The organism is Acidobacteriota bacterium (assembly GCA_016196035.1).
Classification (GTDB): Bacteria; Acidobacteriota; Blastocatellia; order RBC074; family RBC074; genus JACPYM01.
This window is the reverse complement of the sequence record JACPYM010000055.1, coordinates 36564-60172: the sequence shown is the minus strand read 5'-3', so window position 1 is coordinate 60172 and position 23609 is coordinate 36564. Positions and strand designations below refer to the sequence as shown.

Annotated in this window: 23 protein-coding genes; 11 read left to right on the top strand and 12 right to left on the bottom strand. The window is 58.0% G+C overall.

Annotated elements, in window-relative coordinates:
- Window positions 1-4 precede the first annotated feature (4 nt).
- The 3 genes from HY011_16710 to HY011_16700 all read right to left on the bottom strand — a co-directional run bounded on the left by HY011_16710 (window position 5) and on the right by HY011_16700 (window position 1790).
- Window positions 5-937, bottom strand: a complete 933-nt coding sequence (locus tag HY011_16710) for a dihydrodipicolinate synthase family protein (protein ID MBI3424577.1) — start codon at window positions 935-937, stop codon at window positions 5-7.
- A gap of 159 nt (window positions 938-1096) precedes the next feature.
- Entirely contained in the window at window positions 1097-1483 is a 387-nt protein-coding gene (locus tag HY011_16705) for a HEPN domain-containing protein (protein MBI3424576.1), read from the bottom strand.
- On the bottom strand, window positions 1455-1790 hold the full coding sequence (locus tag HY011_16700) for a nucleotidyltransferase domain-containing protein (protein MBI3424575.1): 336 nt from the start codon (window positions 1788-1790) through the stop codon (window positions 1455-1457). The genes HY011_16705 and HY011_16700 overlap by 29 nt, the downstream gene beginning before the upstream one ends.
- A gap of 136 nt (window positions 1791-1926) precedes the next feature.
- Here HY011_16700 and HY011_16695 point away from each other — a divergent pair, with 136 nt between their 5' ends.
- The 3 genes from HY011_16695 to HY011_16685 are packed head-to-tail and all read left to right on the top strand — an operon-like array spanning window position 1927 to window position 3304.
- Window positions 1927-2217, top strand: coding sequence for a BrnT family toxin (locus HY011_16695; GenBank protein MBI3424574.1), 291 nt, complete (start codon window positions 1927-1929; stop codon window positions 2215-2217).
- Window positions 2192-2431, top strand: coding sequence for a hypothetical protein (locus HY011_16690; GenBank protein MBI3424573.1), 240 nt, complete (start codon window positions 2192-2194; stop codon window positions 2429-2431). Before HY011_16695 ends, HY011_16690 begins: the two co-directional genes overlap by 26 nt.
- 42 nt (window positions 2432-2473) lie before the next feature.
- Window positions 2474-3304 carry a hypothetical protein gene (locus tag HY011_16685; GenBank protein MBI3424572.1) on the top strand — a complete coding sequence of 277 codons (831 nt, stop codon included), beginning with the start codon at window positions 2474-2476 and terminating at the stop codon, window positions 3302-3304.
- Window positions 3305-3318: 14 nt separating this feature from the next.
- On the opposite strand, the gene HY011_16680 is transcribed toward HY011_16685, so the two are convergent.
- The 6 genes from HY011_16680 to HY011_16655 all read right to left on the bottom strand — a co-directional run bounded on the left by HY011_16680 (window position 3319) and on the right by HY011_16655 (window position 12037).
- A complete protein-coding gene (locus HY011_16680) occupies window positions 3319-6939 on the bottom strand; it encodes an efflux RND transporter permease subunit (protein MBI3424571.1) in 3621 nt (1206 codons plus the stop codon).
- A 198-nt stretch (window positions 6940-7137) separates the two neighbouring features.
- Window positions 7138-8355 (bottom strand): efflux RND transporter periplasmic adaptor subunit, encoded by a 1218-nt coding sequence (locus HY011_16675; GenBank protein MBI3424570.1) that lies wholly within the window; start codon window positions 8353-8355, stop codon window positions 7138-7140.
- A gap of 101 nt (window positions 8356-8456) precedes the next feature.
- Window positions 8457-9914 carry a TolC family protein gene (locus HY011_16670; GenBank protein MBI3424569.1) on the bottom strand — a complete coding sequence of 486 codons (1458 nt, stop codon included), beginning with the start codon at window positions 9912-9914 and terminating at the stop codon, window positions 8457-8459.
- Window positions 9911-10879: a patatin-like phospholipase family protein gene (locus HY011_16665; GenBank protein MBI3424568.1), complete on the bottom strand. Its 969-nt coding sequence runs from the start codon at window positions 10877-10879 to the stop codon at window positions 9911-9913. Before HY011_16665 ends, HY011_16670 begins: the two co-directional genes overlap by 4 nt.
- A gap of 157 nt (window positions 10880-11036) precedes the next feature.
- Complete coding sequence (locus HY011_16660) at window positions 11037-11420, bottom strand: STAS domain-containing protein (GenBank protein ID MBI3424567.1); 384 nt, start codon at window positions 11418-11420, stop codon at window positions 11037-11039.
- 95 nt (window positions 11421-11515) lie between these two features.
- Window positions 11516-12037, bottom strand: a complete 522-nt coding sequence (locus tag HY011_16655) for a hypothetical protein (protein MBI3424566.1) — start codon at window positions 12035-12037, stop codon at window positions 11516-11518.
- A gap of 37 nt (window positions 12038-12074) precedes the next feature.
- On the opposite strand from HY011_16655, the gene HY011_16650 reads away from it, so the two are divergent.
- The 6 genes from HY011_16650 (at window position 12075) to HY011_16625 (ending at window position 18510) form a co-directional block, all read left to right on the top strand.
- Window positions 12075-12353 carry a hypothetical protein gene (locus tag HY011_16650; protein ID MBI3424565.1) on the top strand — a complete coding sequence of 93 codons (279 nt, stop codon included), beginning with the start codon at window positions 12075-12077 and terminating at the stop codon, window positions 12351-12353.
- 241 nt (window positions 12354-12594) lie between these two features.
- A complete protein-coding gene (locus HY011_16645) occupies window positions 12595-12942 on the top strand; it encodes a hypothetical protein (protein MBI3424564.1) in 348 nt (115 codons plus the stop codon).
- A 491-nt stretch (window positions 12943-13433) separates the two neighbouring features.
- Window positions 13434-15974: a DPP IV N-terminal domain-containing protein gene (locus HY011_16640; protein ID MBI3424563.1), complete on the top strand. Its 2541-nt coding sequence runs from the start codon at window positions 13434-13436 to the stop codon at window positions 15972-15974.
- Between the two features lie 885 nt (window positions 15975-16859).
- Complete coding sequence (locus HY011_16635) at window positions 16860-17042, top strand: hypothetical protein (GenBank protein MBI3424562.1); 183 nt, start codon at window positions 16860-16862, stop codon at window positions 17040-17042.
- Window positions 17039-17818, top strand: a complete 780-nt coding sequence (gene cobA / locus HY011_16630) for a uroporphyrinogen-III C-methyltransferase (GenBank protein ID MBI3424561.1) — start codon at window positions 17039-17041, stop codon at window positions 17816-17818. The genes HY011_16635 and cobA overlap by 4 nt, the downstream gene beginning before the upstream one ends.
- Window positions 17818-18510: a bifunctional precorrin-2 dehydrogenase/sirohydrochlorin ferrochelatase gene (locus HY011_16625; GenBank protein ID MBI3424560.1), complete on the top strand. Its 693-nt coding sequence runs from the start codon at window positions 17818-17820 to the stop codon at window positions 18508-18510. Before cobA ends, HY011_16625 begins: the two co-directional genes overlap by 1 nt.
- A 65-nt stretch (window positions 18511-18575) precedes the next feature.
- Here HY011_16625 and HY011_16620 read toward each other — a convergent pair whose 3' ends face one another.
- The gene (locus tag HY011_16620) at window positions 18576-19781 is read right to left on the bottom strand and encodes a hypothetical protein (GenBank protein MBI3424559.1); all 1206 of its coding nucleotides are present in this window, start codon (window positions 19779-19781) and stop codon (window positions 18576-18578) included.
- 237 nt (window positions 19782-20018) lie between these two features.
- On the opposite strand from HY011_16620, the gene HY011_16615 reads away from it, so the two are divergent.
- A complete protein-coding gene (locus tag HY011_16615; protein ID MBI3424558.1) occupies window positions 20019-21014 on the top strand; it encodes a sugar-binding protein in 996 nt (331 codons plus the stop codon).
- A 9-nt stretch (window positions 21015-21023) separates the two neighbouring features.
- Here HY011_16615 and HY011_16610 read toward each other — a convergent pair whose 3' ends face one another.
- Window positions 21024-21338, bottom strand: coding sequence for a hypothetical protein (locus HY011_16610; protein ID MBI3424557.1), 315 nt, complete (start codon window positions 21336-21338; stop codon window positions 21024-21026).
- Between the two features lie 351 nt (window positions 21339-21689).
- Complete coding sequence (locus HY011_16605) at window positions 21690-21989, bottom strand: hypothetical protein (protein ID MBI3424556.1); 300 nt, start codon at window positions 21987-21989, stop codon at window positions 21690-21692.
- A 46-nt stretch (window positions 21990-22035) separates the two neighbouring features.
- Here HY011_16605 and HY011_16600 point away from each other — a divergent pair, with 46 nt between their 5' ends.
- Window positions 22036-23550 (top strand): sugar ABC transporter ATP-binding protein, encoded by a 1515-nt coding sequence (locus HY011_16600; protein MBI3424555.1) that lies wholly within the window; start codon window positions 22036-22038, stop codon window positions 23548-23550.
- The last annotated feature ends 59 nt before the right edge of the window (window positions 23551-23609 follow it).

The window sequence follows — 23609 nt, the reverse complement described above, 5'->3', positions numbered from 1 at the left end:
GGCCTCAACCATTCGCCTTGTGCAACGCCCGCGCGACTGGCACAAGCTCTTTATCTTGCGCGGCTGACAGCGGCGAAATGAACGGCGGCACCGGCCCGCTTGCCGCAATCCCGGTCAATGCCATCGAACTGTGCAACACTTTGGCTGGCCCCCAGGCATCACGCAAATCTTCGTGCGCGATGAACTGGGCGCGAATGCTTTCTGCCGTTTCCCAATCATTGTGCGCACAGGCTTCGAATAACTTTTGGGTCAAACGCGGCGCCACGCAACCCGACCCAGTCGTAAAACCCGGCAAGCCGAAATCGCGCGTATGCACGATGGCCGGGCGTTCGCCGATGCCGCTGACGATGCGCGCGCGGTCTACGCGGCGCAACAGCGCATCCAGATAGGCATCCTCTGTCGGGTCTTGGCGCACAACGGCGTATTTGATCCAGCAACACAACCCTTCATCCACCAGCTTAGCCACGACGTCCAAGCCCGCTTCCTTGTTCGCGCCAAAGTTGTTTTCTTCTTTCAAGTACAGGATCAACGGCATCCCGGCGGCGTCGGTGATCTCGCGCAAACCGCGTTCAAGCCCCGCTGCATCACGCGGATCGGCGCACGGCAGCATCATCGCGCAAGGAAAGCTATGGTTGCGCAACAGCGCCGCCTGATCCATCGCCCGCCCATACGAAGGCCCCAGACTGGGGATCATCCACCAGTCTTCGCTAAAGCTCGCCATCCACTCCAGCAACTGCGTGTATTCGGCCAGCGTGATGTGATAGAGGAAGGCATTGCCGCCATACAGGAACCGCGTCAGCCCACCCTTGGCGATGTGCCGCACGATCTTTTCATTCTCGGCGAAATCGAGCGGGCGCTGCGCAGTTTTGGCGCGCGCCAACGGTGGAACGGGAAACACGCCGCGCAAATCGGCGGGCGTTACCGGTGAAGTTTTCATGTTTGCTCCTTGGTGATGAAGATGGCGGGATGATGGGCTGTGAATGGGGGAATGGTCAAGTCTGGCGCATAGGCTGAGGCCGCAGCTTGTGAGTAGCATTTGCGCTGGTTTAGTTGGGTCTGCCGTTGAATGGGGTATGGTAAGCTGCGCCGGCGCGATTCACACTGGCAAGCCAAACGAACTACGAATAAGGCGGCGAATACTGCGGCAGCGTCTGAGCGCGTCTAGCGCGTCAATTTTCGTTGCGGTCGCGCCGGGATAGCGAAACACGACGGCGAAGGAATTCAGGACGTTTAGATCGGTTGCCAGCGCCTGCCAGCTTGGCTCGAAGGCTTTGACCAGCGTTAGGAGCGCATAAAGATTGTGCGTTCGTGGGATCGGCTGACCAGCTTCTTCAAGGCGCGCTTTCAGATACTTTTCCGCGCATTGTTGGGTGTGGTAGCAAACCGTGTCGTAGTTCGTCTGCTTGCGCGTCCGTAAGAGCGTCACGGCCGCGATGAAATCGCCTTCGGCCTTCTCAATCCATTCCTGCGTGCTGGGCTTCATAGGCCACCTTTCCGCGCTCGATGATCTCCCGCATAAAATTGTCCTGCATCGCCAGCCGTTGCCGCACCTGTTCGGGCGTGCGCACCAGCAAATCCACCGACATTGCCGGTTCGAGCTTGGTCAAGATGCGGGCGGCTTGTTGCAGCGGGCTACCCTCAAACTGCATCACCACCAATAAATCTACATCTGAAAACTTATGCGGGCGACCGTAAGCGTGTGAGCCGAACAGAATGATGCGCTCCGGCTGAAACTCGCGCGCGATCTGATCGCAAAATTGTTGAATCTGTTTGGTCGAAGTTGCTTTCATTGCATTGCTCAGGAAACGAACTCGCGCCGCACTTTGCCAGCTTCTATTACCCAGCGTCAAGCAACAAGATGGCAAACAGGCAATTGCTCAGGTGACAGCTTTTCAAGTCCATGCTAATTTGCGATGGGAGTCCGTTATGAGCGATAACTTCTTCTGGGAACCGTCCAAGGCCGCGCGCGTTCTGGCTGAACGCGGCATTACGTTTGAAGAAGTGCAGACGGTTTTTGAAGATGATTATTTAGACATCGTGCCGGACTTGGCGCATTCCATCGGTGAGGCGCGCTACACGGCGGTGGGCACGTCAAAGCAAGGTCGCTTGTTAGTCGTCACCTTCACTGAACGCGGCGACACCATCCGCATCATCACCGCCAGAGCAGCGACACCGAAAGAAAGAAGGCCTTATGAAACCTACCGTCCGCTTGATTGAAGACGAAGATTACCCGGTTGATGACATCGCGCCGGAATACGATTTCGCCGAGTTGCACCGGCGCGCCAAAGCCGCAGGCCGTGAGTATCGCGGGATGTTGGCTGGCAAGCTGATTAGGTTGGCCCCTGACGTTGCCGAGGCGTTCCCAACGGCGGAAGCGGTGAATGAAGCATTGCGGAAGCTGATGCGTGAGGGGAGCGTAGCCGCATTATAATTGCCGTAAACCGGGGCCTGATACTTTACACAACGGAACGCAATGGAAGGATTCTTCAAATACGCCGATAAAATCATCCAAGCAGCCTCGCAAAGTCCACTTGGGATTGTCGCACTAACTATTTTAGTGATTGCAGTAATTGGCATCATCTTTTTCAGAAAAGATGGGGTGCGAGTAAGAGTTTCGATTTTTGTTCTCCTGCTCGTAGGTCTTGGTCTTCTTGTTTGGGCGGTCTTGGGAACAGAGAGATCGTCAAGAAAGGAAGAATCAAAAGCCTCACCCATTCCTGTAAATTCCCCGCTTTCGATTCCGACAGAAACGCCAGCGCCGTTACTGAAACAAACGCCTTCTGCAAGGTTAATTCCGCGTGGAATAAAGCGACTGCTTGATGAATCGAAAAGTACGCCCACTCCACCACCAACGTCTAAAAGCATAACGAACTCCCCAATTATCAGCTCGCCTGGGTCGGTTCAAAACACTGGCGACAATGTGACGATCAATCAGACGCCACCGGCACGAAGTTTTACACCCACACAAAGACAAAGATTACTTCAACGATTGAGGCAATGGCCACCAATTAACTTCCACTTGTCTGCTGTACAAGGCGATAAGGAAGCCAATAGTTTTGCACTTCAAATAAAAAGTCTTCTTGAAGAAGTAGGATGGACGCAAAAATCTTTCGGGCAGTTCATACCTGGAGGGAGTAGTCCAATAGGAGTGCTCATCATAGCAAGAGACCAAGCAAGCGCACCAAAGGCTGGAGCGGCGTTACAAGAAGAACTAACAGCATTAGGCGTCGAATCCCCCGGAAGTTTGGACGCTGGAATGCCTGATAACACCATAAGGATTATCGTTGGGCACCGGCCAAACTAATAATATAACGGCGACTATGGCTGCACCGCGTGCACGCCAATCACTTCCCCAACCTCTTTCCTGCCCTTCGGCTCCTCCCACCGAATCAACTTCAAATCCAACACAAAAATCGCATACAGGGCCGGCACCAAAAGCTTCGTCACATAATTCGCCAGAATCAGCCCGCCGATTTGCGCATAACACAGGCCTTCCCACAGCGGCCCGCCATTCAACGCCAGCGGGAACAGGCCGAAGACCGTCGCGCCGACCGTGATGAAGACCGGGCGCAAACGCGCGATGCCTGCGTCTAGCAAGGCCTCGCGCAACGGTTCGCCTTCTTCGCGCCGCTCTTCGACAAAATCGAAGAGGACGATGACGTGCGAGACGATGACGCCGATGAGCGAGGCGATGCCTAAAAACGCCATGAAACCGAACGGCGTGCGCATCACGACCAGCGCGCCCAGTGCGCCAACCAGACCGAACGGAATCGCCGAAAAGACCAGCAGCGGTTTGATTGCGTTTTTGAATTGCACCGTCAGCGCCAGAAAGATCGCCAGCACCGAAATGCCCATCACCGTGCCCAGCGATTTGAAGCCTTTGACGCGCTGTTCCTGCACGCCGCCGATTTCCAGCTTGTAACCGGGCGGCAAGTTGCGCGCGAATTCGTCGAGCTTTTCCTGCGCGGCCTTGTTGATTTCGCCGGGCAGCGCGCCGGGCACGGGCAGGCAGGCGACGGTGATCGTGCGGAATTGATTGCGGCGGATCAGCTTGGCCGTTTCGAGTTTGTAAGCCAGCTTGGAAATTTGCCGCAACGGCACGCGGTTCGCGCTCATCATCGAATAAACATAGAGGTTTTGCAGGTCGGACAGCCGCGCGCGTTCGTCGGTGCGCAAACGCGCGACCACCGGGATCGTCTGTTCGCCTTCGCGCAATGACGTGACTTGCAGGCCGTTGATGCCGCCTGCCGAAGAGACGGCGACATCCAGGTTGGTGACGTTGGCGAGGTTGGCCTTGTCGGCATCCACCTGCAAATCGGCGACGAAGCTTTCGGCGCCCCAATCGTCGCGCACGCGGTCGGCGCTGGGGATGGCGCGGAAGATGTCTTTGACCTGTTCGGCGTAGGCGCGCAGCGTTGGGATGTCTTCGCCGGAGATGCGCACCTGAACGGGTTGCGCGATGGAGCGCCCGATTTCGAGTTGGCGCACGTCAATGCGCGCGCCGGGGATGTTTGCCGCGAGCGCCCGTTGCAGCGGGGCGACCAGCCGCGCCGTGTCGCGCTTGTCTTTGGCCTGGATGATGATTTGCGAGTAGTTGAGTTGCGGCTGTTCGGGCGCGACCGAGTACCAGAAACGCGGCCCGCCCCCGCCCACAAAGGTCGTCAGCGATTCCAGCACGTCGCGTGGTTGTTTGTTTTTGTCGGGATTGTCTTTGCCGAACTGCTCTGCCGTTTGGCGAATGATCGCTTCGGCGCGTGCGGCGATACGGTCGGTCGAGGCCAGCGGCGCGTCTTCGGGCAGGTACACGTCTAGGTACGACAGATACGACAAATCCTTCGGGAAGAAATCCAGCCGCAGTTGTTTGAAGAGCACGCCGCCAGACAGCAGGAACGCGAACGAGAGGCCGAGCACCAGCCAGCGATGTTCGAGCGACCAGAGGCCGACGCGGTAATAGAGGCCAGTGAAGCCACGCTGTTTCTGTTCGGCCAAACTGCGTTCGGGTTTCGTGCTCGGTTTCAATAAGTAAAACGCGAGCAGCGGCACAAAGGTCATCGAGACGATGCGCGAGGCGACCAGCGAACAGGCAATGACGACGGGCAAGCTGTAAATGAATTCGCCCAGCAACCCTTCGACCAACAGCAAGGGCAGGTAGGCGACGATGTTGGTGATCGTCGCGTAGAAGATCGCCTTCGCCAGTTTGGTTGGCCCCAGCCAGGCGGCGATGCGCGACGGCGTGCCTGTTGCCAATTCGCGTTTGATCGCATCGTTCGCCACGACGGGATCATCCACCAGCAAGCCCAGCGCGATGATGAGCGAGGCGACCGAGACTTGCTGAATGTCCAAGCCCAGCAGCCGCATCATCCCAAACGTCATTGCCAGCGTCAGCGGAATCGAGGCCGCCACCAACGCCGCCGAACGCCATTCGCGGAAGCCGATCAGGCAGATCATCACCACCAGCACGACCGCTTCCCAGAGGCTGCGCGTAAAGAGGCCGACGTTTTCTTTCACCTGCAAGGGCTGGTCGGAAGTGCGCGCCAGCACCAGATCGCCGGGCAAGCGTAGTTGCAGCGTCGCCAGCGTTTCATCAATGGCCTGACCGAATGCGGCAATCTGTTCGCCCTTGCGCATCGAAACGGCCAGCGTGATGGCGCGCGTGCGTTGCCATTGGCCGCTGCTGGCATCGCGCGCCGTGTAGTAGTTCAGATAGCGCGGCGGGTCTTCGTAACCGCGCGTGATTTCAAACAGGTCGCGCGCGTAAACGGGCGCGCCTTCCGCCGTGGCGGTGATGATCGTGTTGCCGATTTCCTGTTCGCTTTTGAATTCGCCCGAAGGTTTGATCCCTAAGTTTTTGTCGCCGATTTCGAGCACGCCGCCGGAGGTCGTGATGTTGCGTGCGCCCAGCAGTTGTTGCAGCACGTTGGTCTGAATGCCGTAAGCGGCGAGGCGGTCTTGCGAATAGTCAAGAAAGACGCGCTCTTTCAGCGTGCCCGCGCGGCGCACTTTCGAGACCAGCGGGATGGCTTGCAGCGTGCGCGCGATCAGGTCGGTGTAATCGTCCAGTTCGCGGTAGCTGTATTTATCCGCCGCGCCTTGCTGCAATTTCGCTTCGATGTCTTTCACATCACGCCAATCGCGAATGATGACGGGTTGCCAGACTTCAGGTTGAAAGCCAGCGATGGGCAAGCTCTCGCGCAGGAACTTGCCGGTCTGCTCGAGCAACTCTTCGTCGTCATGAAAACCATCGAAGTCTGCGCCGATAAAGCCTGAGCCATTAAAGCCGCGCACGTTGTCGGCCACGCCGGATTCTTTGAGGAAGCGCGCCAGTTCATCTTGCGCCGCTTGCACACGGCGCGGCGGAATCGTCGTTGGCAAACCGATGACCAGCGCGGCGCGGTCGCCGGCTTTCGGGCGTGCGCGTTCGATAGCGGCGCGCACGGCTTGCGCGCGTTGTGTCAGCAACACGCGGTCGGCGCGCGGGCTGGCGACGGTCAGCATCAACGCGGCGGTGTCGCCGAAATCCTTTTGGAATTCAATCGGCCCCGCGCCCGGCGGCAGGTCGCGGATGCTGTTGAGTTTCAAATTGAGGTCGTCAAATTCTTTGCCGATGTCTTTGAGGCCTTCGAGCAGCGTGACGTAAACGACCGCGACACCATTGCGCGAGATGGATTCGACCTTTTCGACGCGCGCGTTCTGCGCGAGCTTCTCTTCGAGCTTGCGCGTGACTTGCTGTTCGATCTTCTCTGCGCCCGCGCCCGGCCAGGGGCAAATGGCGACGGCGACGTTGATTTGAAACTCCGGGTCTTTGCGCTTCGGCATTGCCGAGTAGCTGTACACGCCCCAGACCAGCGTGAGCACGAGGAAGACCCAAGCGAGTTGGCGCTGCTCGGTAAAGAAGCGCGCGGTGTTGCGCGTGTTTTGCAGATCGTTGTTGGGTTGCATGAATCTTGCTCCAAATCCTGAAAGCGCGAACCACTCAAATTCAACCGAACCGCGCGGCAGCGGGCGTTCAGAGTTCCGCCTTTAGGCGGCGGCGTGCCGCAGGCGCGTTTTCGGCGCTACGCGCCGCCGCCGCCTAAAGGCGGAACTCTGAACACCCGCGCGCCAGTGCGTACCTTTCAGCCATTGTTCCGAACTCGGCTATTCCGTCACTTTCACTTGCTCGCCTTCTTTGATCAGCGTGGCGCCGACGATGACGACTTGATCGCCGGGTTGGATGCCTTCGGTGACGGCGACGAGATTGCCATAGGCCTCGCCGAGTTTGACCACGCGGCGATGCGCGATGCTTTTGCCGTCGCGCGGCGTCACGACGACGACGGTGTAGCTGCCCGGTTTGCTCGGATCGCTGACGATGGCGTTGAGCGGGACGATCGTGACGGCGGGCTGTGTTTCAGCCTGAGTGTCCGGCACTAACAAAGACGCGATCATGCCAGCGCGCAGTTGCGAGGGCGGGCGCGGGATCGTCAATTCGACCTCGAACACGCGCGTGCGCGCATCGGCGGCGGCGGCGATGCGCGTGATCCAACCGCGAAATTCGTGGCCGGGCAAGGCTTCGGTCGTCAGCGTCAGCGCGGTGCCTTGTTTGAGTTTGGCGACGGTCACATCGGGCACGCCGAAGACGGCTTTGACCGAGGCCGATTCGGTGAGCGTGATGAGTGGCGCGCCAGGGGCGATGAGCGCGCCCGCTTCGGCATTGCGTTTGAGCACGAAGCAATCAAAGGGCGTGCGAATCACCGCGTCGTTCTTGGCGAGTTGCGCTTCGGCCAGCACGGTTTTGGCGCTGTTGATGCGGGCGTTGATGACTTGGGTTTGGGCGCGCGCGGCCTCGACTTTGGCCTGGGCGGTTTCGTGGCGCGTCTTGGCCGCGTCGAATTCGGGGCGCGTCAGGCTGTTGGCTTCGAGCAGCGCGGTCGCGCGGTCGAGATCGCGTTGCGTTTGTCTGAGCGCGGCTTCGGCTTCGTTGAGTTGGGCCTGCGCGGTGTTGAGCGTGGCGCTGGCTTCGGCGACTTGGGACTCGGCGGCTTTGATTTTGTTGGCGAATTCGTCTTCGCGCAAACGGGCGAGCACGACGCCTTTGGCGACCCAATCGCCTTCCTGCACGCTGCGCTGACGGCCATCGGCGCCGCGCACTTGCAGTAACTCGCGCAAATAACCGCCGGTTTTGAACGCCAGATCAAGCTGCGCCGCCGGGCGAATCGTCGCGGAATAGCGCGTGCCCTCGCCTGCGCTGCCGCTGGGCTGAAACTTTTGCGCGCCGGTCACACGCACGGGCGTGAGCGGTTTTTCGTAGGCGGTGGCTTTGTTGCAAGCCGTATTGGCGGCAGTGAGCAGCAAGAGTATGACAAATTGGAATCGCATTTTGCTTCTCCCAAAACCTCTCCCACGAAGACACACGAAGGAACACAAAGAGTCTTGGGTCGTTCTTCGTGCTTATTCGTGTGCCTTCGTGGGAGGGTTCTTTAGGGTTCTCCCAAAGCTTTTTCAAAGTCGGCGCGCGCGGTCAAAAACGCCAGCAGCGCCTGTTGGTATTGATGATTCGCGTCGGCGACGGCGGCTTGGGTTTGCAGCACGTCGCGGAACAGCGCGCTTTCCTGTTTGAACTTGTTCGTCGCCACGCGCAGCTTTTCAATCGTTGCCGTTTGCGCGGCTTGCGCGACGCGCAACAAGGCGCGCGCTTCGGTCAGCTTGCGGAAGCGCGTATTCACATCAAGCAGGATTTGCGTTTCGGCTTCGCGCGTCAGGTTGGCGGTTTGTTCGATGGTGCGGCTGGCCAGCGCGAGTTCGCGTTTGCGGCGGCCCCAATCAAAGGGTTCCCATTTCAGCGACACGCCGATGCCGGTGATGGTGCGCGGGACGAATTCCAAACCGAGCGGGGCGAAGGTGCCCGCCGTCAAACTGACTTCGGGTAAGTCTTCGGCCTGTTTCAAACGGCGCGCGACGGCGGCTTGTTGCTGTTTCAAACGCGCTTCCTGCAATTCGGCGCGATGTTCGAGCGCGCGTGTTTGCGCAGCTTTCAGATCGAATTCAGCCAGCGTTAGTTCGGCGGCGGGCGCGACTTCAAACTCGGCGAGCAACTCGCTGCCGCGCAATTGATTGAGTTGTTCCTTTTGTGCGGCCAGCGTGTTGCGCAAGCGCAGCGTTTCGTATTCGTCGTTGGCGAGTTGCGTTTTCACGTCTAAACCATCGGCGGCAAGTACGACTTTTTGCACGACGTATTCGCCCACGACGCGGTCGAGTTCGCGGTGCAGCTTCAACGATTCTTCCAAGGCGGCCAGCGCGCTTTGCGTTTGCAGCACGGCGTAATAAGCGCGTTTGACCTGGTTGGTGACGTTGCGGCGCTGGGCTTCGAGCTTGGTTTCGGCCAGGCGTTGATTGAGCGTTTCGAGTTCGATGCCCAGGTTGATGCGGCGCAATTGCGTGATGGGTTGCGAGGCGCGCGCGGTGATAAAGGCCGTGGGCCGAAAGCCGCTGCCGACTGTCGTGTCGCGTGTGGGGAAAGCCGTGCCACCGGGCAACAGGCCAAGACTGCCGCGACCAAACCGGAAATCAATCGGTGCGAAGGGTTGCAGGCCGAGCGCGCTGATTTCGAATTCGGGCAGGCGGCGCGTGCGGGCAATCTCGATGCGTTCGACGGCTTTGGCGATTTCAAGCTCGTCGTTTTTGATGAGGCGGTTGTGTTGTAGTGCTTGCGTGGTTGCCTGGTCGAGCGTGAGCGCGTCTTGGGCGAAAGTAGACGTGGCGAGTAACAAGAGCGCCAGCGCCAGCCAACGTAGGGGCAGACCTGTGTGTCTGCCCCGGTCGAGTTTGACGCCTACGAAGAGTTTGAGACCATCAACAGGTTTGTCATCGCCAATAGGTCTGAGGCCACCGGGGCAGACACACAGGTCTGCCCCTACGCTTTTCTCTAAACGCATCATTCCTCCCTCCTCGTCTCTGCAAAGCTGCGAATCGCTGACAGGATCGCTTCTTTGTTATGCGCGACGGCCTCTGCGCCTTTGGCGAGCACGGCTTCGAGCGCGTTGGTGGCGCGGAAGCTGATCGGCTGGTCGAAATTGACTTCGATGTTGATGATTTCGTGGTGGTGCAGTTCGATGGATAGAAACATCTGGCTGCGTTTGAGCGTGGTCATCTGCGTGTCAATGTAACGATAGAAGCAATCGAAAAAGCCTTCGGGTTCGACCGTCGAGCGTTCGGCGAAATCCATCGCGATGATGACGTCCATGTTGCGTTTGACGGCTTCGATGACGGGCACGGGCGCGCTGTATGCGCCATCGCTCAGCCAGCGCCCTTCGAGCTGTTGCGGCGGCAGCACGGGGAAGAACGCGCCGGAGGCGTAAACGGCGTCCACGACGGAACCGCGCGTGAGCACGACGCCTTCGCCGGTGAGCATGTCGGTGGTTTGAATGAGCGTGCGTGGGCGCAGGTTTTCAAGCTGCTTGTCGCCCCAGAGGTAGCGGTAAATCTCGCGCATCTTATCGGGTTTGATGATGCTCGATGTCTTGGTGAACTTGCCGAAGCGCGCGTTGAGGATGCTCAGCAGCGAGCGGTAATCGAAGTTGCCGAAAATCTTCGAGTTCAAAATGTCGGGCGCGATCTGGCGAATGCCGGCGGGCGTCAGGCCTGAACCGATGGCCGCGCACATGATCGCGCCGCCGCTGCAACCGACCAGCAAATCCACGGCGATGCCGGCCTGATCCAGAAATTCAAACAGCGGAATGGCCGCGAAGGCTTTCATCCCGCCGCTGCCCAGCACGACGCCGACTTTGGGGCGTGGCGGTTTGGGCTTGCGCTTGGGCTTCACCAAGGGCGGCGGCGTGGGGGGGATGGTTTTGGTCAAACGGGGATCGTCGGTCGTCATAGCGATGGTGAATTGGTTTGCCACAGAGGCACAGAGACACAGAGAAAGAGCGTTGTTGATGGAGATGTTGCACGCCCCTCCTTTTCGTCTCCCATGCTTAGGTTCGTTTTTTCCTTCTCACTTAGTTTCTTTCTCTGCCTCTTCCTAGTCTCTTCCTCTGTGTCTCCGTGCCACCTTGTATTCAGGCCGGGTCGGCGTTGAGCAGCGCTTGTGGCGGCAGCATTCCAGTCAGCGCCAAACCTTGCAGCGCTTCGCCCGGCGTGTCGTAGATGCGGAAGACTTGCGTCAGTCCGGCAATCTCAAACACGTGTTTGACGCGCGGATTGAGCGAATGGAAGACGATGCGCCCATTCACCGCCGTCATCGTTTTGAACACGTGCAGCAGGATGCGAATGCCCGAACTGGTCAGGTAATCCACCTGTGCGAAATCGAAGACCAGTTGCCGTTCACCGCTGGCGATGAAGCCGAGCAATTCGCTCTCAAAGCTGCGCGGGACGCTGGTGTCGAGCTGACCTTGCAGCACGACTTCGCGCAAAGCGCCGCGTTGCTGGTACGAATAGTTCATAGCGATTACGGGGCTTTCCCGCGAAGGCACACGAAGCGAACACGAAGATACTGGCCTTACTTCGCGCCTCTTCGTGTGCCTTCGTGGGAAGAGAGTTACAGGTTGAAAATGCGCTGGCCGATACCGGTGATGATGACGCCGGGCGTGGTGATGATGATCTTCAGGCCGTTGCCGTCGTTGTCCACCACCAAATCTGCCGAGGTGCCGGTGCTGAATTGCGCCGTCGCGGTGCAATCGGGCTTGAGTTGATACGTTCCGGTGAAGGTGCGGCGAAGGATCTGGCCGCCGATGCTTTGCGTATCCTGAAAGCTCAGCGTGCCGTCCGCACCGACCGTCAGTACGCCAACCGCCTTGGTTACGCCGACGTTGACGATGGAACCATCAAAGATGTAACTGAAGCGGCCCGCCAGCGCGCCCTGAATGCATTCGGGTTTTTTGGCGCGGTCAAAGGCGTCATTCGCATTGGCCTTCGCTTCTTTGTCCTGCTTGTCCTGCAACTCCTGCGCGTGCGTCGCGGGATTGAAGCTGGTTGTGCTGGCGGCAAAAACGAAGAGCAGCAGCGTCAACAGGGCCGCGAAACTGGCGGACAGTGTGCGCTTTAAGATCGCGTTTTTCATTGATTTCCCTCTCTAGTCAAACAATTGTTGTTGGCAAATGTTGTTCGCCAAAAAAATAGAGGCCGACAGACAGGCAAAGCGCGAACCGCGAAACCGGTTCCGCTTGCCCCAGGCGTCCTCGTTGTTGCTGGATCGCGCGTCGCTTCTGCACGCGCCGTCTGTGGTTTTCATTGGCTGTTACGGAGTGATCGAAAAATTTGGATTGATGGCCGAAAGAAAAAAATTGCAGCGCCAGAGCCGGGCTTGTGACCTGCCTGGGACTGGCCTATTGTTTCCGGCCAAACGCAGCACGCGCCATGCTGGCTCAATCGTCTAATAATGCCAGACAGGGAATACCGGACAGGGAATGCCAGACAGGGAAAGGTAGGCTGATGGATACCTTAGAAACCAAATACACACGCGTCGAATATGAACGCAGGTTCTTTGTTTCGCCGCAGGCTGATTGGCGAAGCCTCGTTGAGCCATATTCAAAGACGCTTGAGGACAGATACCTGCACAACTCAAGACTGCGGCTGAGAGTGCTGACGGACTCAGACACCGGGCGCCAAGTCATTAAGTTGACTAAGAAGTTCGCGTCGGACTCGCCGTATTTTCAAACGATTGGCCGCCTGCTGCTCTCGCCGGACGAGTACAAGCTCTTCGACAGCATCGCGGGAGAGTGGCTCAGGAAGACGCGTTATTATCATCACCACTTGGGCCAGGTGTTTTCGATAGATGTGTTCGAGGGCGAGTTGGCAGGCTTGGTGCTCTGTGAGACAGAAGCCGCCAGCCTGCCCGATCTATTGCGCATCGAACCGCCCGCCTACGCGCGGCAGGAAGTTACCGAAGACCCCTTTTTCACGGGCGGGAATTTGTGCCGCACGACACGGGCAGAGTTATTGCAAAAGCTGTCAACGTTGCGCTGACAGCGCAATCCGGGCTGCGCTAAGCGCGGTCAATACAATTAAGTAAGTGGCATAAAATTCTTTGACAACCACGAAGAAACGAAGGACACGAAGAAGGGAAGAAGGGAAGAAGGAAGAAGGGAAATACCTGTCAACATTGGCGTTTCTTCGCTGTCCTTCGTGCTCTTCGTTACTTCGTGGTGAGAAGTTTTTGTCAAAGAATTTTTTGCGCCTTACTTAGTCGTAACGCCAGTTGCGTTGTCATCGTCGTAAGGCTCAGCGCAACCAATCCCACACGCAAACACCCAATCAGGAGGACTCCACTTATGCAGCTTCGACACGCATTTTCGCCGCGCCTGCAACGCGCGTTTGTACTCGTCTTTTGTTTTTGTTTGATCGTCACCCCCGCCGTTTCGTTCGCACAGGAGGCGGCAAAACCCGCGCCGGACAATCGCGTGCGCAAGGCTAATTACGACCTGGCCTCACGCTGGACGGCGGCCAAGGTCGGCAAGATGGTCTTTGACACCGCCGTCGCGCCGCATTGGCTGGAGAGTGGAGAGCGGTTCTGGTACAGCTACGAAACCAATCAGGGCAAGAAATGGTGGCTGGTGGATCCGCTCAAAAAAGCCAAGACGCCGCTGTTTGACAACGCCAAGCTGGCGGCGCTGCTGACCAATCTGACGCGCATTCCGTATGACGCCCAGCATCTGCCGATCCAGACCATCAAGTTCATCAAAGGCGACACGGCCTTTCAATTCGACGCCAATGTGCCGCGCGACGCCGAGATTCCCGGCTTGAAAAAAGAGGAGGCGGTTATGTCCGGACGCGGCGAGGCCGGGCGTGGCCCGCAAGGCGGTGGAGCGCAACAGCAAGGCCAACGCGCTACGCCGTCGCCCACACCTGCGCCGCGCACACGCCCGATTTATTTTGAATACGAATTGGCGAGCGGCAAACTGACGCTGCTGCCCGATTTCAAACCGCCGCAAAAACCGCGCTGGGCTTCAGTTTCGCCCGACGAGAAAACGATCATCTTCGCGCGCGGCCACAACCTGTTCATGATGGACGCGGCCAATTACGAGAAAGCCAAAGTCAAAGAAGACGACGCGACCATTGTCGAAACCCAACTCACCACCGACGGCGAAGAGAACTACGGTTTCGAGCGCCGCTTGCAAGAAGAAGAAAAACGCAACTACAAATTCAGCGACAAAAACAAAACGCCGCGCGTGCCGGCGGGCCGCATCTTCTGGGCAAAGGACTCCAAGAAATTCGCCGTTCAGCGCGACGATGCGCGCAAGGTCGCCGATCTCTGGGTCATCAATTCGCTGGCGAATCCGCGCCCGACGCTCGAAACCTACCGCTACGGCATGCCGGGCGAAGAGAATCAGCCGCAAGCCGAACTCGAAGTCTTCGAACCGGCCACCAAGGGCCGCGTCAAAATCAAATCCGACCAGTTCAAAGACCAGCAAATCGGCGTTTACACCGCGCCCGTCAGCAACGCCGACCGTGAGCGCGCGCGCACTTTCCAAGTGGATCGCGGCGAACAGGATCAGCAAGTACAGCAAGGCCCGCCCGGCGGCGGTCAGGGCCTCGAACCCAAATGGCTGAGCGATTCATCAGACAAACTCTATTTCAACCGCACCAGCCGCGACCTGAAAAAGATTGATGTGTGCGTGGCTGATACGACGACCGGCGAAGTCAAGACATTGATTGAAGAGCGCCTAAACACTTACGTCGAGATCAAACCGCTGCGCTTGCTCAGCACGGGCGAACTGATTCATTGGTCGGAACGCGACGGTTGGGGGCATTACTATTTGTTTGACGCGAACGGCACGTTGAAAAATCAGATCACGACAGGCGAGTTTGTTTGCGACGACATCGAGGGCGTGGATGAACGGACACGCACGCTCTATTTCAACGCCAACGGGCGCGAGGCTGACGAAGACCCCTATTACGAGCACGTCTACAGTGTGAACCTCAACGGCAGCGGCTTGAAATTGCTCGCGCCCGGCAATGCCTCGCACGCCGCCGCGACCGCTGATTCAAACAAGTATTTCATTGATACTTGCTCGCGTGTGAACACCGCGCCCGAATCCGTGCTGTACGATCAATCCGGCAACACGGTGATGAAGTTGGAAGCGACCGACATGACCGCGATGGCCGAAGCCGGTTTCAAGTACCCCGAACCCTTCAAGGTCAAGGCCGACGACGGCATCACCGATTTGTTCGGCGTGATGTATAAGCCTTTCGATTTCGACGCGAATAAACGCTATCCGATCATCGCGTATGTTTATCCGGGGCCGCAGACTGAGAGCGTGACGAAGACGTTTACGCCACGCAATGATCGCATCGCGCTCGCGCAATTTGGCTTCATCGTCATCGAAGTCGGCAATCGCGGCGGCAACCCGCAACGCTCGAAGTGGTATCACACCTTCGGCTACGGCAACCTGCGCGATTATGGGCTGGCCGACAAAAAGGCCGCGATTGAGCAACTGTCGCGGCGGAATGCCTACATTGACATTGACCGCGTCGGCATCTTCGGACATTCGGGCGGCGGCTTTATGTCCACTGCGGCGATGCTGGTCTATCCAGACTTTTTCAAAGTGGCCGTGTCCTCATCGGGCAATCACGAGAACAACATTTACAACCGCTGGTGGAGCGAGAAACACCACGGCGTCAAAGAGGTCACCGACAACGAGGGCAATATCAAGTTTGAATACCAGATCGAGAAGAATTCCGAGTTGGCAAAAAACTTGAAAGGTCATCTGATGCTGGCGACGGGCGACATTGACAACAATGTGCATCCGGCGAATACGCTGCGGATGGCGGATGCGCTGATCAAGGCGAACAAGCGTTTCGATTTCGTCATCCTGCCCGGCAAGCGCCACGGTTATGCCGACGCGACGAATTATTTCTTCTGGGTGCGCGCCGACTATTTCTGCAAACACCTGTTGGGCGACATGACCGACAGCGTGGATATGGTCGAATTGAATCGCGAACGCGAACAGACCGGCGACCGCAATCAACAGCGCGGACGCGGGCCGGATGAGCCGTAACTTGTAAACCTGGGTACGCACCGCGGCTTTGCACAAACCGCTCAGTTTGCATAAATCGAATTGCATAAATCGAATTGGAATTGCACAAATCGGTTGGCTTTGCCCTTTTGTTTTGCATTGTGATACGAGTCAGCGGTTTGTGCAGAAATTTCATTTGCACAAATCGCCCGCCTTTTTCAGGACGGTTTGTGCAAAGCCACGCACCGCTTCCAGCGTGCAGTCCTGGCAACAGACGGAATAATGCCGGAGGGGTTTCCTTTCAGCAGATGTGCGTCCGTTGCCACGCTTGCACGCTGGAAGCGGTGCGTACCCAGGTGCTTTCATTGACACGCTGCATCGGAGCGGGGTATAACCGCGCTCACTTTTCAATCGCACTGTGCGATGAAACAATCAGATCATTAATTTACAGGCAAAACCTGAAAGGAAATTGCAATGACTCTCGCATTTACGAGTACAAGTTGGTCAAGTAGTGGTAGCTCACCGACGCGCCGTGCTGTTGGTTCTACCGTGTCCGTCCTGTCCGCCACGCCCGCCTTGCTTGCCTTCCACAAACGTACATTTCCCTGTTGTTGTTGTTGTTGTCGCTAAAGCTGCGAATCCGCTCACGTAGCCGTATGCCAGCGTGACCCGGAGTTGGGCCGAGGTGTAGCTCGCCTGTTTGGCGTGTAGCTCCCTTGCCACAAAGTCGGATCAATCTGCCGTCTACTTGGCAGCAAGTGTTGCCCGTGTAACCGCAGGTCAGCCAGGTGTACAGCGCCGTGTGTCGCCCAACCGTATGAGCGGTGTCGTGCGTGTCATCACATCGCGCCGCAAGTTTTCAAGATCATTGCCTAAGCAGCCACCAAACAGGCGACAGGCAATAGCGAAACAAGAAGAAGGCACAACATGAGTTTGAAATTCAGCATTGCAAGTTGGAGCGTCGAAATAGATTGGGAAGGCTTGACCGTCACGCCGCTGCCGGATGACGAAGTGCGCCGCCGCAAAGAAGCCGAGCGTGAACGCAAAGCGGCGTTGAAACTGAGCGCGCCGCCATCGCCTGACAAGGGAGAAAAACAAGCTTGGGCTTGAGCCGCAGCGGCAAAGTTTATCTCGTCGGCGCGGGGCCGGGCGATCCCGGCTTGCTGACGGTCAAAGGGCGCGATTTGCTGGCAGGGGCCGATTGCGTGATCTACGATTACTTGGTCAACCCTGAGATCGTAGGGCTGGCGCGCGCCGGGGCCGAATTGCTTTTCGTCGGCAAACGCGGCGGGCAGCATTGCATCGCGCAAGACGAAATCAACCGCTTGTTGCTGACCAAAGCCGCCCAGCATGGCGTGGTCGTGCGGTTGAAAGGCGGCGACCCATTTGTTTTCGGACGCGGCGGCGAAGAGGCCGAGGCGCTGGCTGCCGCGGGCATCGCCTGGGAAGTCGTCCCCGGCGTCAGCGCGGGCATTGCCGTACCGGCTTATGCGGGTATTCCCGTGACGCAGCGCGGCATCAGCAGTTCGGTCGCCTTCATCACCGCGCACGACGATCCCGCACAAGAGAGCGCCGCATCCCGCCGGGCGCAACTCAGCGCTGACACGCTGGTCTTTTTCATGGGCGTCGCGCGGATTGAGCAGTTGGTCAATGAACTGCTCGCGCATGGCCGCGCTCCCACCACGCCCGTGGCCGTGATTCGCTGGGGCACGCGCGCCGAGCAAGAAGTTTACACCAGCGACTTGCGCAACATCGCCGCCTTGTTGGCGAATCACCCAATCAAACCGCCCGCCCTGATCGTCGTCGGCGAAGTCGTGCGCCTGCGTGAACGCCTACGCTGGTTTGCCGAATCAGCCCCGCAAAGTTCGCCATCCAACAATGCCTAATGCGTTACTACCCAATCCATCTTGATCTGCAAGGTCGGCCTGTCTTGATGGTGGGCGGCGGTGTCATTGCCGAAGGCAAAACCGAACAACTGCTGGCCGCCGGTGCGCAGGTGCGCATCGTCAGTCCAACTCTCACTGCGCGGTTGGCTGAATTGGTGGTGCAAGGCACATTGACCTGGCGCGCAGGCGAATTTCAAGCCGATGATCTGGCAGGCATCTTTCTGGTGTTCAGCGCGACCGATGATCAGTCTGTCAATGAAGCCGTCGCCCGCGCCGCTGCTGAACGCCAGTTGCTCTGCAATGTCGTAGACCAACCGGCGCTTTGTAATTTCATCACGCCCGCATTGGTCACGCGCGGCGCGTTGCAAATCAGCATTTCCACGGCGGGCGGCAGCCCAACGGTTGCGCAACTGGTCAAACGCCACATCGCCGCGACGATTGGCGAAGAGTACGGCGCGTTGCTGGAACTGGCTGCGCAGTTGCGCACGGAACTGAAAGCGCGCGGCGTCGGTTATGCCGCGCGGCGCGATCTGTTGAATCAATTTGTCGAATCGGAAGCACTGGCGCTGTTGCGCGCGGGACGCCGGGCAGAGGCTGAGCAGTTGGCGCGCGCGCTTGGGCAAGCTGCCAAATTACAGAACAATCAAACCACGGGGGACACAGGGAACACGGGGGAGGCCAAAGGTATTTAGCTTTCCCCGGACGCCCCGTGTCCCCCGTGGTTGGAACTGTTCCTGGGTCTGATGCTCCGTGTGGGTCAGGGCTGATCCGCCGCGATGTAATGCGTCAGCGTCAGGTCGTTGTAGCTGGGGTACAAGCCCTCATCAAAATCTTTCAAAAACACAGTCATCCGCTGTAACACAGTCGTCAGGCGATGTCCGGCAATGCGCGCCGGATGTGTGCCGCGCCCGGCAATGGCGCGGATGAACAGGCTCTTTTCCGTCAGCGGCAACTTGCGCACGTTATTGGCCCAGTCACCGAAAATGCCATCCATAAACAGATACTGCTCGACATTCGAGGTGTAAAAGGCCGAGACCGTTAAGTCATGTTTGCGTAAGTAATCGCCGATGGCGCCCAGCGCTTTGGGACCGGCGAAATTGCCGACGACAGGGATGATCAGGTTCTTGCGGTGCATCTCGCGCACGAATTCATAATCGTCCGTGCTGGCCAGAAAATTGCCCAGTTGCCCTTTCAAATCTGTGCCTAGCAGGATTTCTTTCAGCGTCGGGAAATAACTGCTGCCCCACTGGCTTTCGACGCGATACTGGATGCCCAACCCGTCGTCGTGAAAGTTTTGGTACACATACGCCAGACTTTTTTGATCGGCCTCAGACAAGGGAAATTCAAAGTCGTCCTCAATTGTCTTGCGGATGGTAGTCAAATTGGTTTCGTAAGCCTTGTCATCCGTCGGTGTCTTTTCAAGGAAAGCCAGCAGATCGTTCAATGGCGCGGCGGCAGCCGGAGCTTTGTCTTTGGGCAAGGGCTTGCTCAGCAGGCGCGCCAGAAATTCGCCGCGCGTGGGTGACAGAAGAAAGATCGCCTTATACATCAGGTGCTGAATGATGGCTTGGCGGCGGATGTCAATCAGGAACGCCAGGCGTGGGCGGACCTTGGCAATGTAGGTGTAATTCTGTTCAGGCCCGACGCCGATATACGCGCCGCCAATCGCGCCCAATTCGCGCATTTTCTGGACGATGTGCAAATACGAAGTTTCATTCGAGGTGAAATTGTCCGAGCGAAAGTGGCCACCGGGTTCGGAAAGTTCGCGGCTTAGCCGGGCGAATTCAGCAGCCGTGAGTTTTTCGGGTGCGGGTGCGGACGCTTTGGCGGGCGCGACTGGCTCAGGCGCTTTCTGAGGTTGCGCCGCCGTTTGGCCCACAACGGAGAGCGGGGCGCTCAACCACAAAAACAGCAGACAGATTATCGTTGGCCAACCAGAAACACGCACCGGATACTTCATCACAGATTCTCCCTTTGCAATTGGAATTTGGGAACGCAGCGGAAGCTACGCTGGTCATTCGCGAGCACGGCGAATTCTTTCATCATTCCCCGCTAAAGCAAAGTCTGTCCGCGCGGGCGTTAAGTCTATTTGCTGAAATCTCTCACTGGCACTGTTGTACGCTTGCATCAACCGCCTGTGTGCATACAATCGCGGCGGCATTCCGCCACATCAACATCCACTCGCAGGGAGGCATTTGAAATGAAAATTGGACTGGGCCGTAGTCTGGCCAGTGTCTTGGCAGTCATCTTGTCCACAGGCTTGCTGGCCTGTAGCAGCGCGAAGGACAACGCCGGCAGCGGTGCGGGCGGCGGCAAGAAATTGCGGCTCGCCTTTGTCACCAACAACCCATCGGATTTCTGGACGATTGCGCGCAAGGGCACCGAAAAGGCGGCGAGCGAATTGCCCAATGTCAGCGTCGAATTCCAAATGCCGGGCGATGGCACTGCCGCCGGGCAACAACGCATCGTGGACGACCTGGTCGCCAAAGGCATTGACGGCATGGCGATCAGCCCGGTGGATCCCAAAAACCAAACCGGCATGCTCAATCGCGTCGCCAGCCAGGCGCTGGTTGTGACGCAAGACAGCGACGCTCCGGCCAGCAATCGCATCTGCTACATCGGCACTGACAACGTCGCGGCGGGCGAACAGGCGGGCAAACTCGTCAAAGAAGCCTTGCCCCAGGGCGGCAGCATCATGGTTTTCGTCGGCATGCTCGACGCCCAGAATGCCAAAGAGCGTTACGAAGGGCTGCAAAAAGCGCTGGCCGGTTCGAACATCAAAATCATTGACGTCCGCCAGGACAGCACCGACCGTGTGCGAGCCAAATCAAACCCGGCTGACGCCTTAGTGCAACACGCCGATCTGGCCGGCATGGTCGGCCTCTGGTCTTACAACGGCCCGGCCATTTTGAATGCGGTGAAAGAGGCGGGCAAAGTCGGCAAGGTCAAAATCATCGCCTTTGACGAAGAGGACGAAACGCTCGCCGGCATCAAAGACGGCGCGATCTTTGCGACCGTGGTGCAACAGCCGTTCGAATTCGGCTATCAATCCATCAAGCTGATGGCGGCCTATGTGGGCGGTGACAAGTCGGGCGTGCCAGCCAGTAAGCAGATATTCGTGCCGACGCTGGCGATCAAGAAGGAAGAGGTCGCCGCGTTTACCGAAAAGATCAACAAATTGCGCGGACGGAACTAGGTAAGCGCCTTAGCGCACCACGATGAGCGCAAGATTGTTGCTACCAATCCACGCGGCACTAAACTGTTCGTGCGTAAGCCTCCGTTCGCCGATGCGCGGATCAAGCACAGAAACATGCTGAGCAGCAAGCCCGGTCACAACCATTGCGTGGATGTCGGGCCGCTTATCCAACGGCAGCAATGACACAAAGACGATGGGATAGTAGCCATCCGCCAGACAGTCTGCGAGTTCAGTCAGGTTGAGTGTGTATTTGCGGCTGTTGTGAAAGCCGAGTTGCCGGACGGCGTTCAACCCCTGCAATGCAGTTGAGCCAAAACGGTGCAATCACAAAGCCTGCGCAAGTTGGCTTCTTGAACGTCAGTGCCGAGGCTGAGTAACACCATGCGTAAACAAGCGGGGGTAGTGGTAAAAATGTAAGGCTCATCAGTTTTTGTCGCGTAGCGACAGTTGAGTTTAGCCGTGGTTTTCAAACCACGGTAGCGGTGCGCAGCAGTTCCGCGTCGCGTCAGCGACGCTTGAATTCAGGCGTCGCTGACGCGACGCGGAACTGTTGCCAAGCTTTCCCGGCGTTGAAACGCCGGGCTAAAATCGGGTCGCCGCTACGCGGCTGCAAAACCACAGCCTTACATTTTTACCACTACCCAAGCGGGCACGCAGGAAAACTCTTTTTCTTGTCTATGGAACGGCGGCTTCGATGGCATCACGGTAAGGTTCGACCAAAAGTTTGGCTGCGGCAATCATCTCAGCATCTGGCGTAGCTGAGAGAATATCTTCGTTCAACGCGCTCACGACAACTTGACCAACCTGGCCCAGGACGCCAAAGGTCGGATAGGTCAGAATGACAGGCACGCGCCAAACGTGCGCCTTTTCATCATAACGCGGTTGATCGGCGGTCAACCGGTCAGGCACATGATCCAGCAAATATAAGTTGGCCGCCGCGAATGCTTCCAAGGCTGTCGTTACTGGTGCTTTCATCGTCATCATAGCGGCGCGATTATGGCATAGGTAACTTGAGAAACGCATGGCAAACCCATTGCTCGAAATGCAAGGCATCAGCAAACGCTTCCCCGGCGTGGTGGCGTTGCAAGACGTGTCTCTCACTGTCAACGCAGGTGCGGGCAACGCGGGCGAAATCGTCGCGCTGGTGGGTGAGAACGGCGCAGGCAAGTCTACGCTGATGAAAACACTGGGCGGCATCGTGCAACCCGATGCGGGTACGATCCGCTTCAATGGCCAACCGGTAACGTTCAACGCCGTCAGCGATTCGTTGGGGTTGGGCATCGGCTTTATTCACCAGGAACTCAACGTCTTTCCCAATCTGGATGTCGCGGCCAATGTCTTCCTCGGACGCGAACCGCGCCGGGGCGGCTGGCTCAGCCTGATTGATCGCGCCACGCTGGAAGCCGAGACTGCCAAGCTACTCAACCGACTTGGCGTAGAAGTCGCGCCCAGTACCTTGCTGGGGGAACTTTCGATTGCCCAGCAACAGATGGTCGAAATCGCCAAGGCGCTCTCGCTCAACGCCAAGCTGCTGATTATGGATGAGCCGACATCGAGCCTGACGCTGACCGAGACCAATCGTTTGCTGGAAGTCGCCAAAGATTTGCGCGCCCACGGCGTCAGCATCATTTACATCTCGCATCGCTTGGGCGAAGTGGTTGAACTGGCCGACCGCGTGGTTGTGCTGCGTGATGGCAAGAATGCGGGCACGCTCACACGTGAAGAGCTGACGCACGACCGCATCGTGCAATTGATGGTCGGACGCGATTTGGCGCACGTCCACAAAGTGCAGGAAGTCCCCGCCCAGGCCGATTACTTCCGCGTCGAAAACCTGCGCACACGCCGCTATCCCGCCCAGGCTGTTTCGTTCAGCGTCGGCCAAGGCGAAGTGCTCGGCGTCGCCGGCCTCATCGGCGCGGGCCGCAGCGAAGTCGCCCAAGCCATTTTCGGCGTCGAACCGCCGCTCGCGGGCAGCGTCACGCTCGCTGGCACGACGCTGACGATTCATTCAGCGCAAGACGCCATGCGCCACGGCATCGCACTGATTCCCGAAGACCGGCGCGGGCTGGGCTTGTTGACCGAGTGGCGGGTTCAAGAGAACATCACGCTGGCGACACTGCCGCGTTATGCCAAACTGAATTTGTTGCAACCGGCTGCGGAAAACAAAGTCGCCGTCGAGATGGCCACCAAGTTACGGGTCAAAGCGCCTTCGGTCGCGGCTAAGGTTTCGGAACTCAGCGGTGGCAATCAACAAAAAGTCGTGCTGGCGAAATGGCTGTTGCAAAAGCTCAACCTCATCATCTTTGACGAACCCACGCGCGGCATAGACATCGGCGCCAAGAGCGAAATTTACGAACTGATCAATCAACTCGCCGCTGACGGTGCGGCGGTCATCGTCATCAGCAGCGACCTGGAAGAAATCCTGCGCATCAGCGACCGCGTCGCCGTCATGCACGAAGGCAAGCTGACCGGCATCTTGCCGCGCGGGGAATGCAGCGAAGAAGCGATTATGAAGTTGGCAGTGGGTCACAGATGAGTTGATAGTTGATAGTTGATAGATTTTGGCAGCCAGTTGCCCCGACAAACCCAACCTAT

Excerpts from the sequence above, each read along its gene's own strand:
- HY011_16710 (MBI3424577.1), bottom strand. The coding sequence starts at position 937 with ATGAAAACTTCACCGGTAACGCCCGCCGATTTGCGCGGCGTGTTTCCC.
- HY011_16705 (MBI3424576.1), bottom strand. The coding sequence starts at position 1,483 with ATGAAGCCCAGCACGCAGGAATGGATTGAGAAGGCCGAAGGCGATTTC.
- HY011_16700 (MBI3424575.1), bottom strand. The coding sequence starts at position 1,790 with ATGAAAGCAACTTCGACCAAACAGATTCAACAATTTTGCGATCAGATC.
- HY011_16695 (MBI3424574.1), top strand. The coding sequence starts at position 1,927 with ATGAGCGATAACTTCTTCTGGGAACCGTCCAAGGCCGCGCGCGTTCTG.
- HY011_16690 (MBI3424573.1), top strand. The coding sequence starts at position 2,192 with ATGAAACCTACCGTCCGCTTGATTGAAGACGAAGATTACCCGGTTGAT.
- HY011_16685 (MBI3424572.1), top strand. The coding sequence starts at position 2,474 with ATGGAAGGATTCTTCAAATACGCCGATAAAATCATCCAAGCAGCCTCG.
- HY011_16680 (MBI3424571.1), bottom strand. The coding sequence starts at position 6,939 with ATGCAACCCAACAACGATCTGCAAAACACGCGCAACACCGCGCGCTTC.
- HY011_16675 (MBI3424570.1), bottom strand. The coding sequence starts at position 8,355 with ATGCGATTCCAATTTGTCATACTCTTGCTGCTCACTGCCGCCAATACG.
- HY011_16670 (MBI3424569.1), bottom strand. The coding sequence starts at position 9,914 with ATGATGCGTTTAGAGAAAAGCGTAGGGGCAGACCTGTGTGTCTGCCCC.
- HY011_16660 (MBI3424567.1), bottom strand. The coding sequence starts at position 11,420 with ATGAACTATTCGTACCAGCAACGCGGCGCTTTGCGCGAAGTCGTGCTG.
- HY011_16655 (MBI3424566.1), bottom strand. The coding sequence starts at position 12,037 with ATGAAAAACGCGATCTTAAAGCGCACACTGTCCGCCAGTTTCGCGGCC.
- HY011_16650 (MBI3424565.1), top strand. The coding sequence starts at position 12,075 with ATGTTGTTCGCCAAAAAAATAGAGGCCGACAGACAGGCAAAGCGCGAA.
- HY011_16640 (MBI3424563.1), top strand. The coding sequence starts at position 13,434 with ATGGTCTTTGACACCGCCGTCGCGCCGCATTGGCTGGAGAGTGGAGAG.
- HY011_16635 (MBI3424562.1), top strand. The coding sequence starts at position 16,860 with ATGAGTTTGAAATTCAGCATTGCAAGTTGGAGCGTCGAAATAGATTGG.
- HY011_16625 (MBI3424560.1), top strand. The coding sequence starts at position 17,818 with ATGCGTTACTACCCAATCCATCTTGATCTGCAAGGTCGGCCTGTCTTG.
- HY011_16615 (MBI3424558.1), top strand. The coding sequence starts at position 20,019 with ATGAAAATTGGACTGGGCCGTAGTCTGGCCAGTGTCTTGGCAGTCATC.
- HY011_16605 (MBI3424556.1), bottom strand. The coding sequence starts at position 21,989 with ATGAAAGCACCAGTAACGACAGCCTTGGAAGCATTCGCGGCGGCCAAC.
- HY011_16600 (MBI3424555.1), top strand. The coding sequence starts at position 22,036 with ATGGCAAACCCATTGCTCGAAATGCAAGGCATCAGCAAACGCTTCCCC.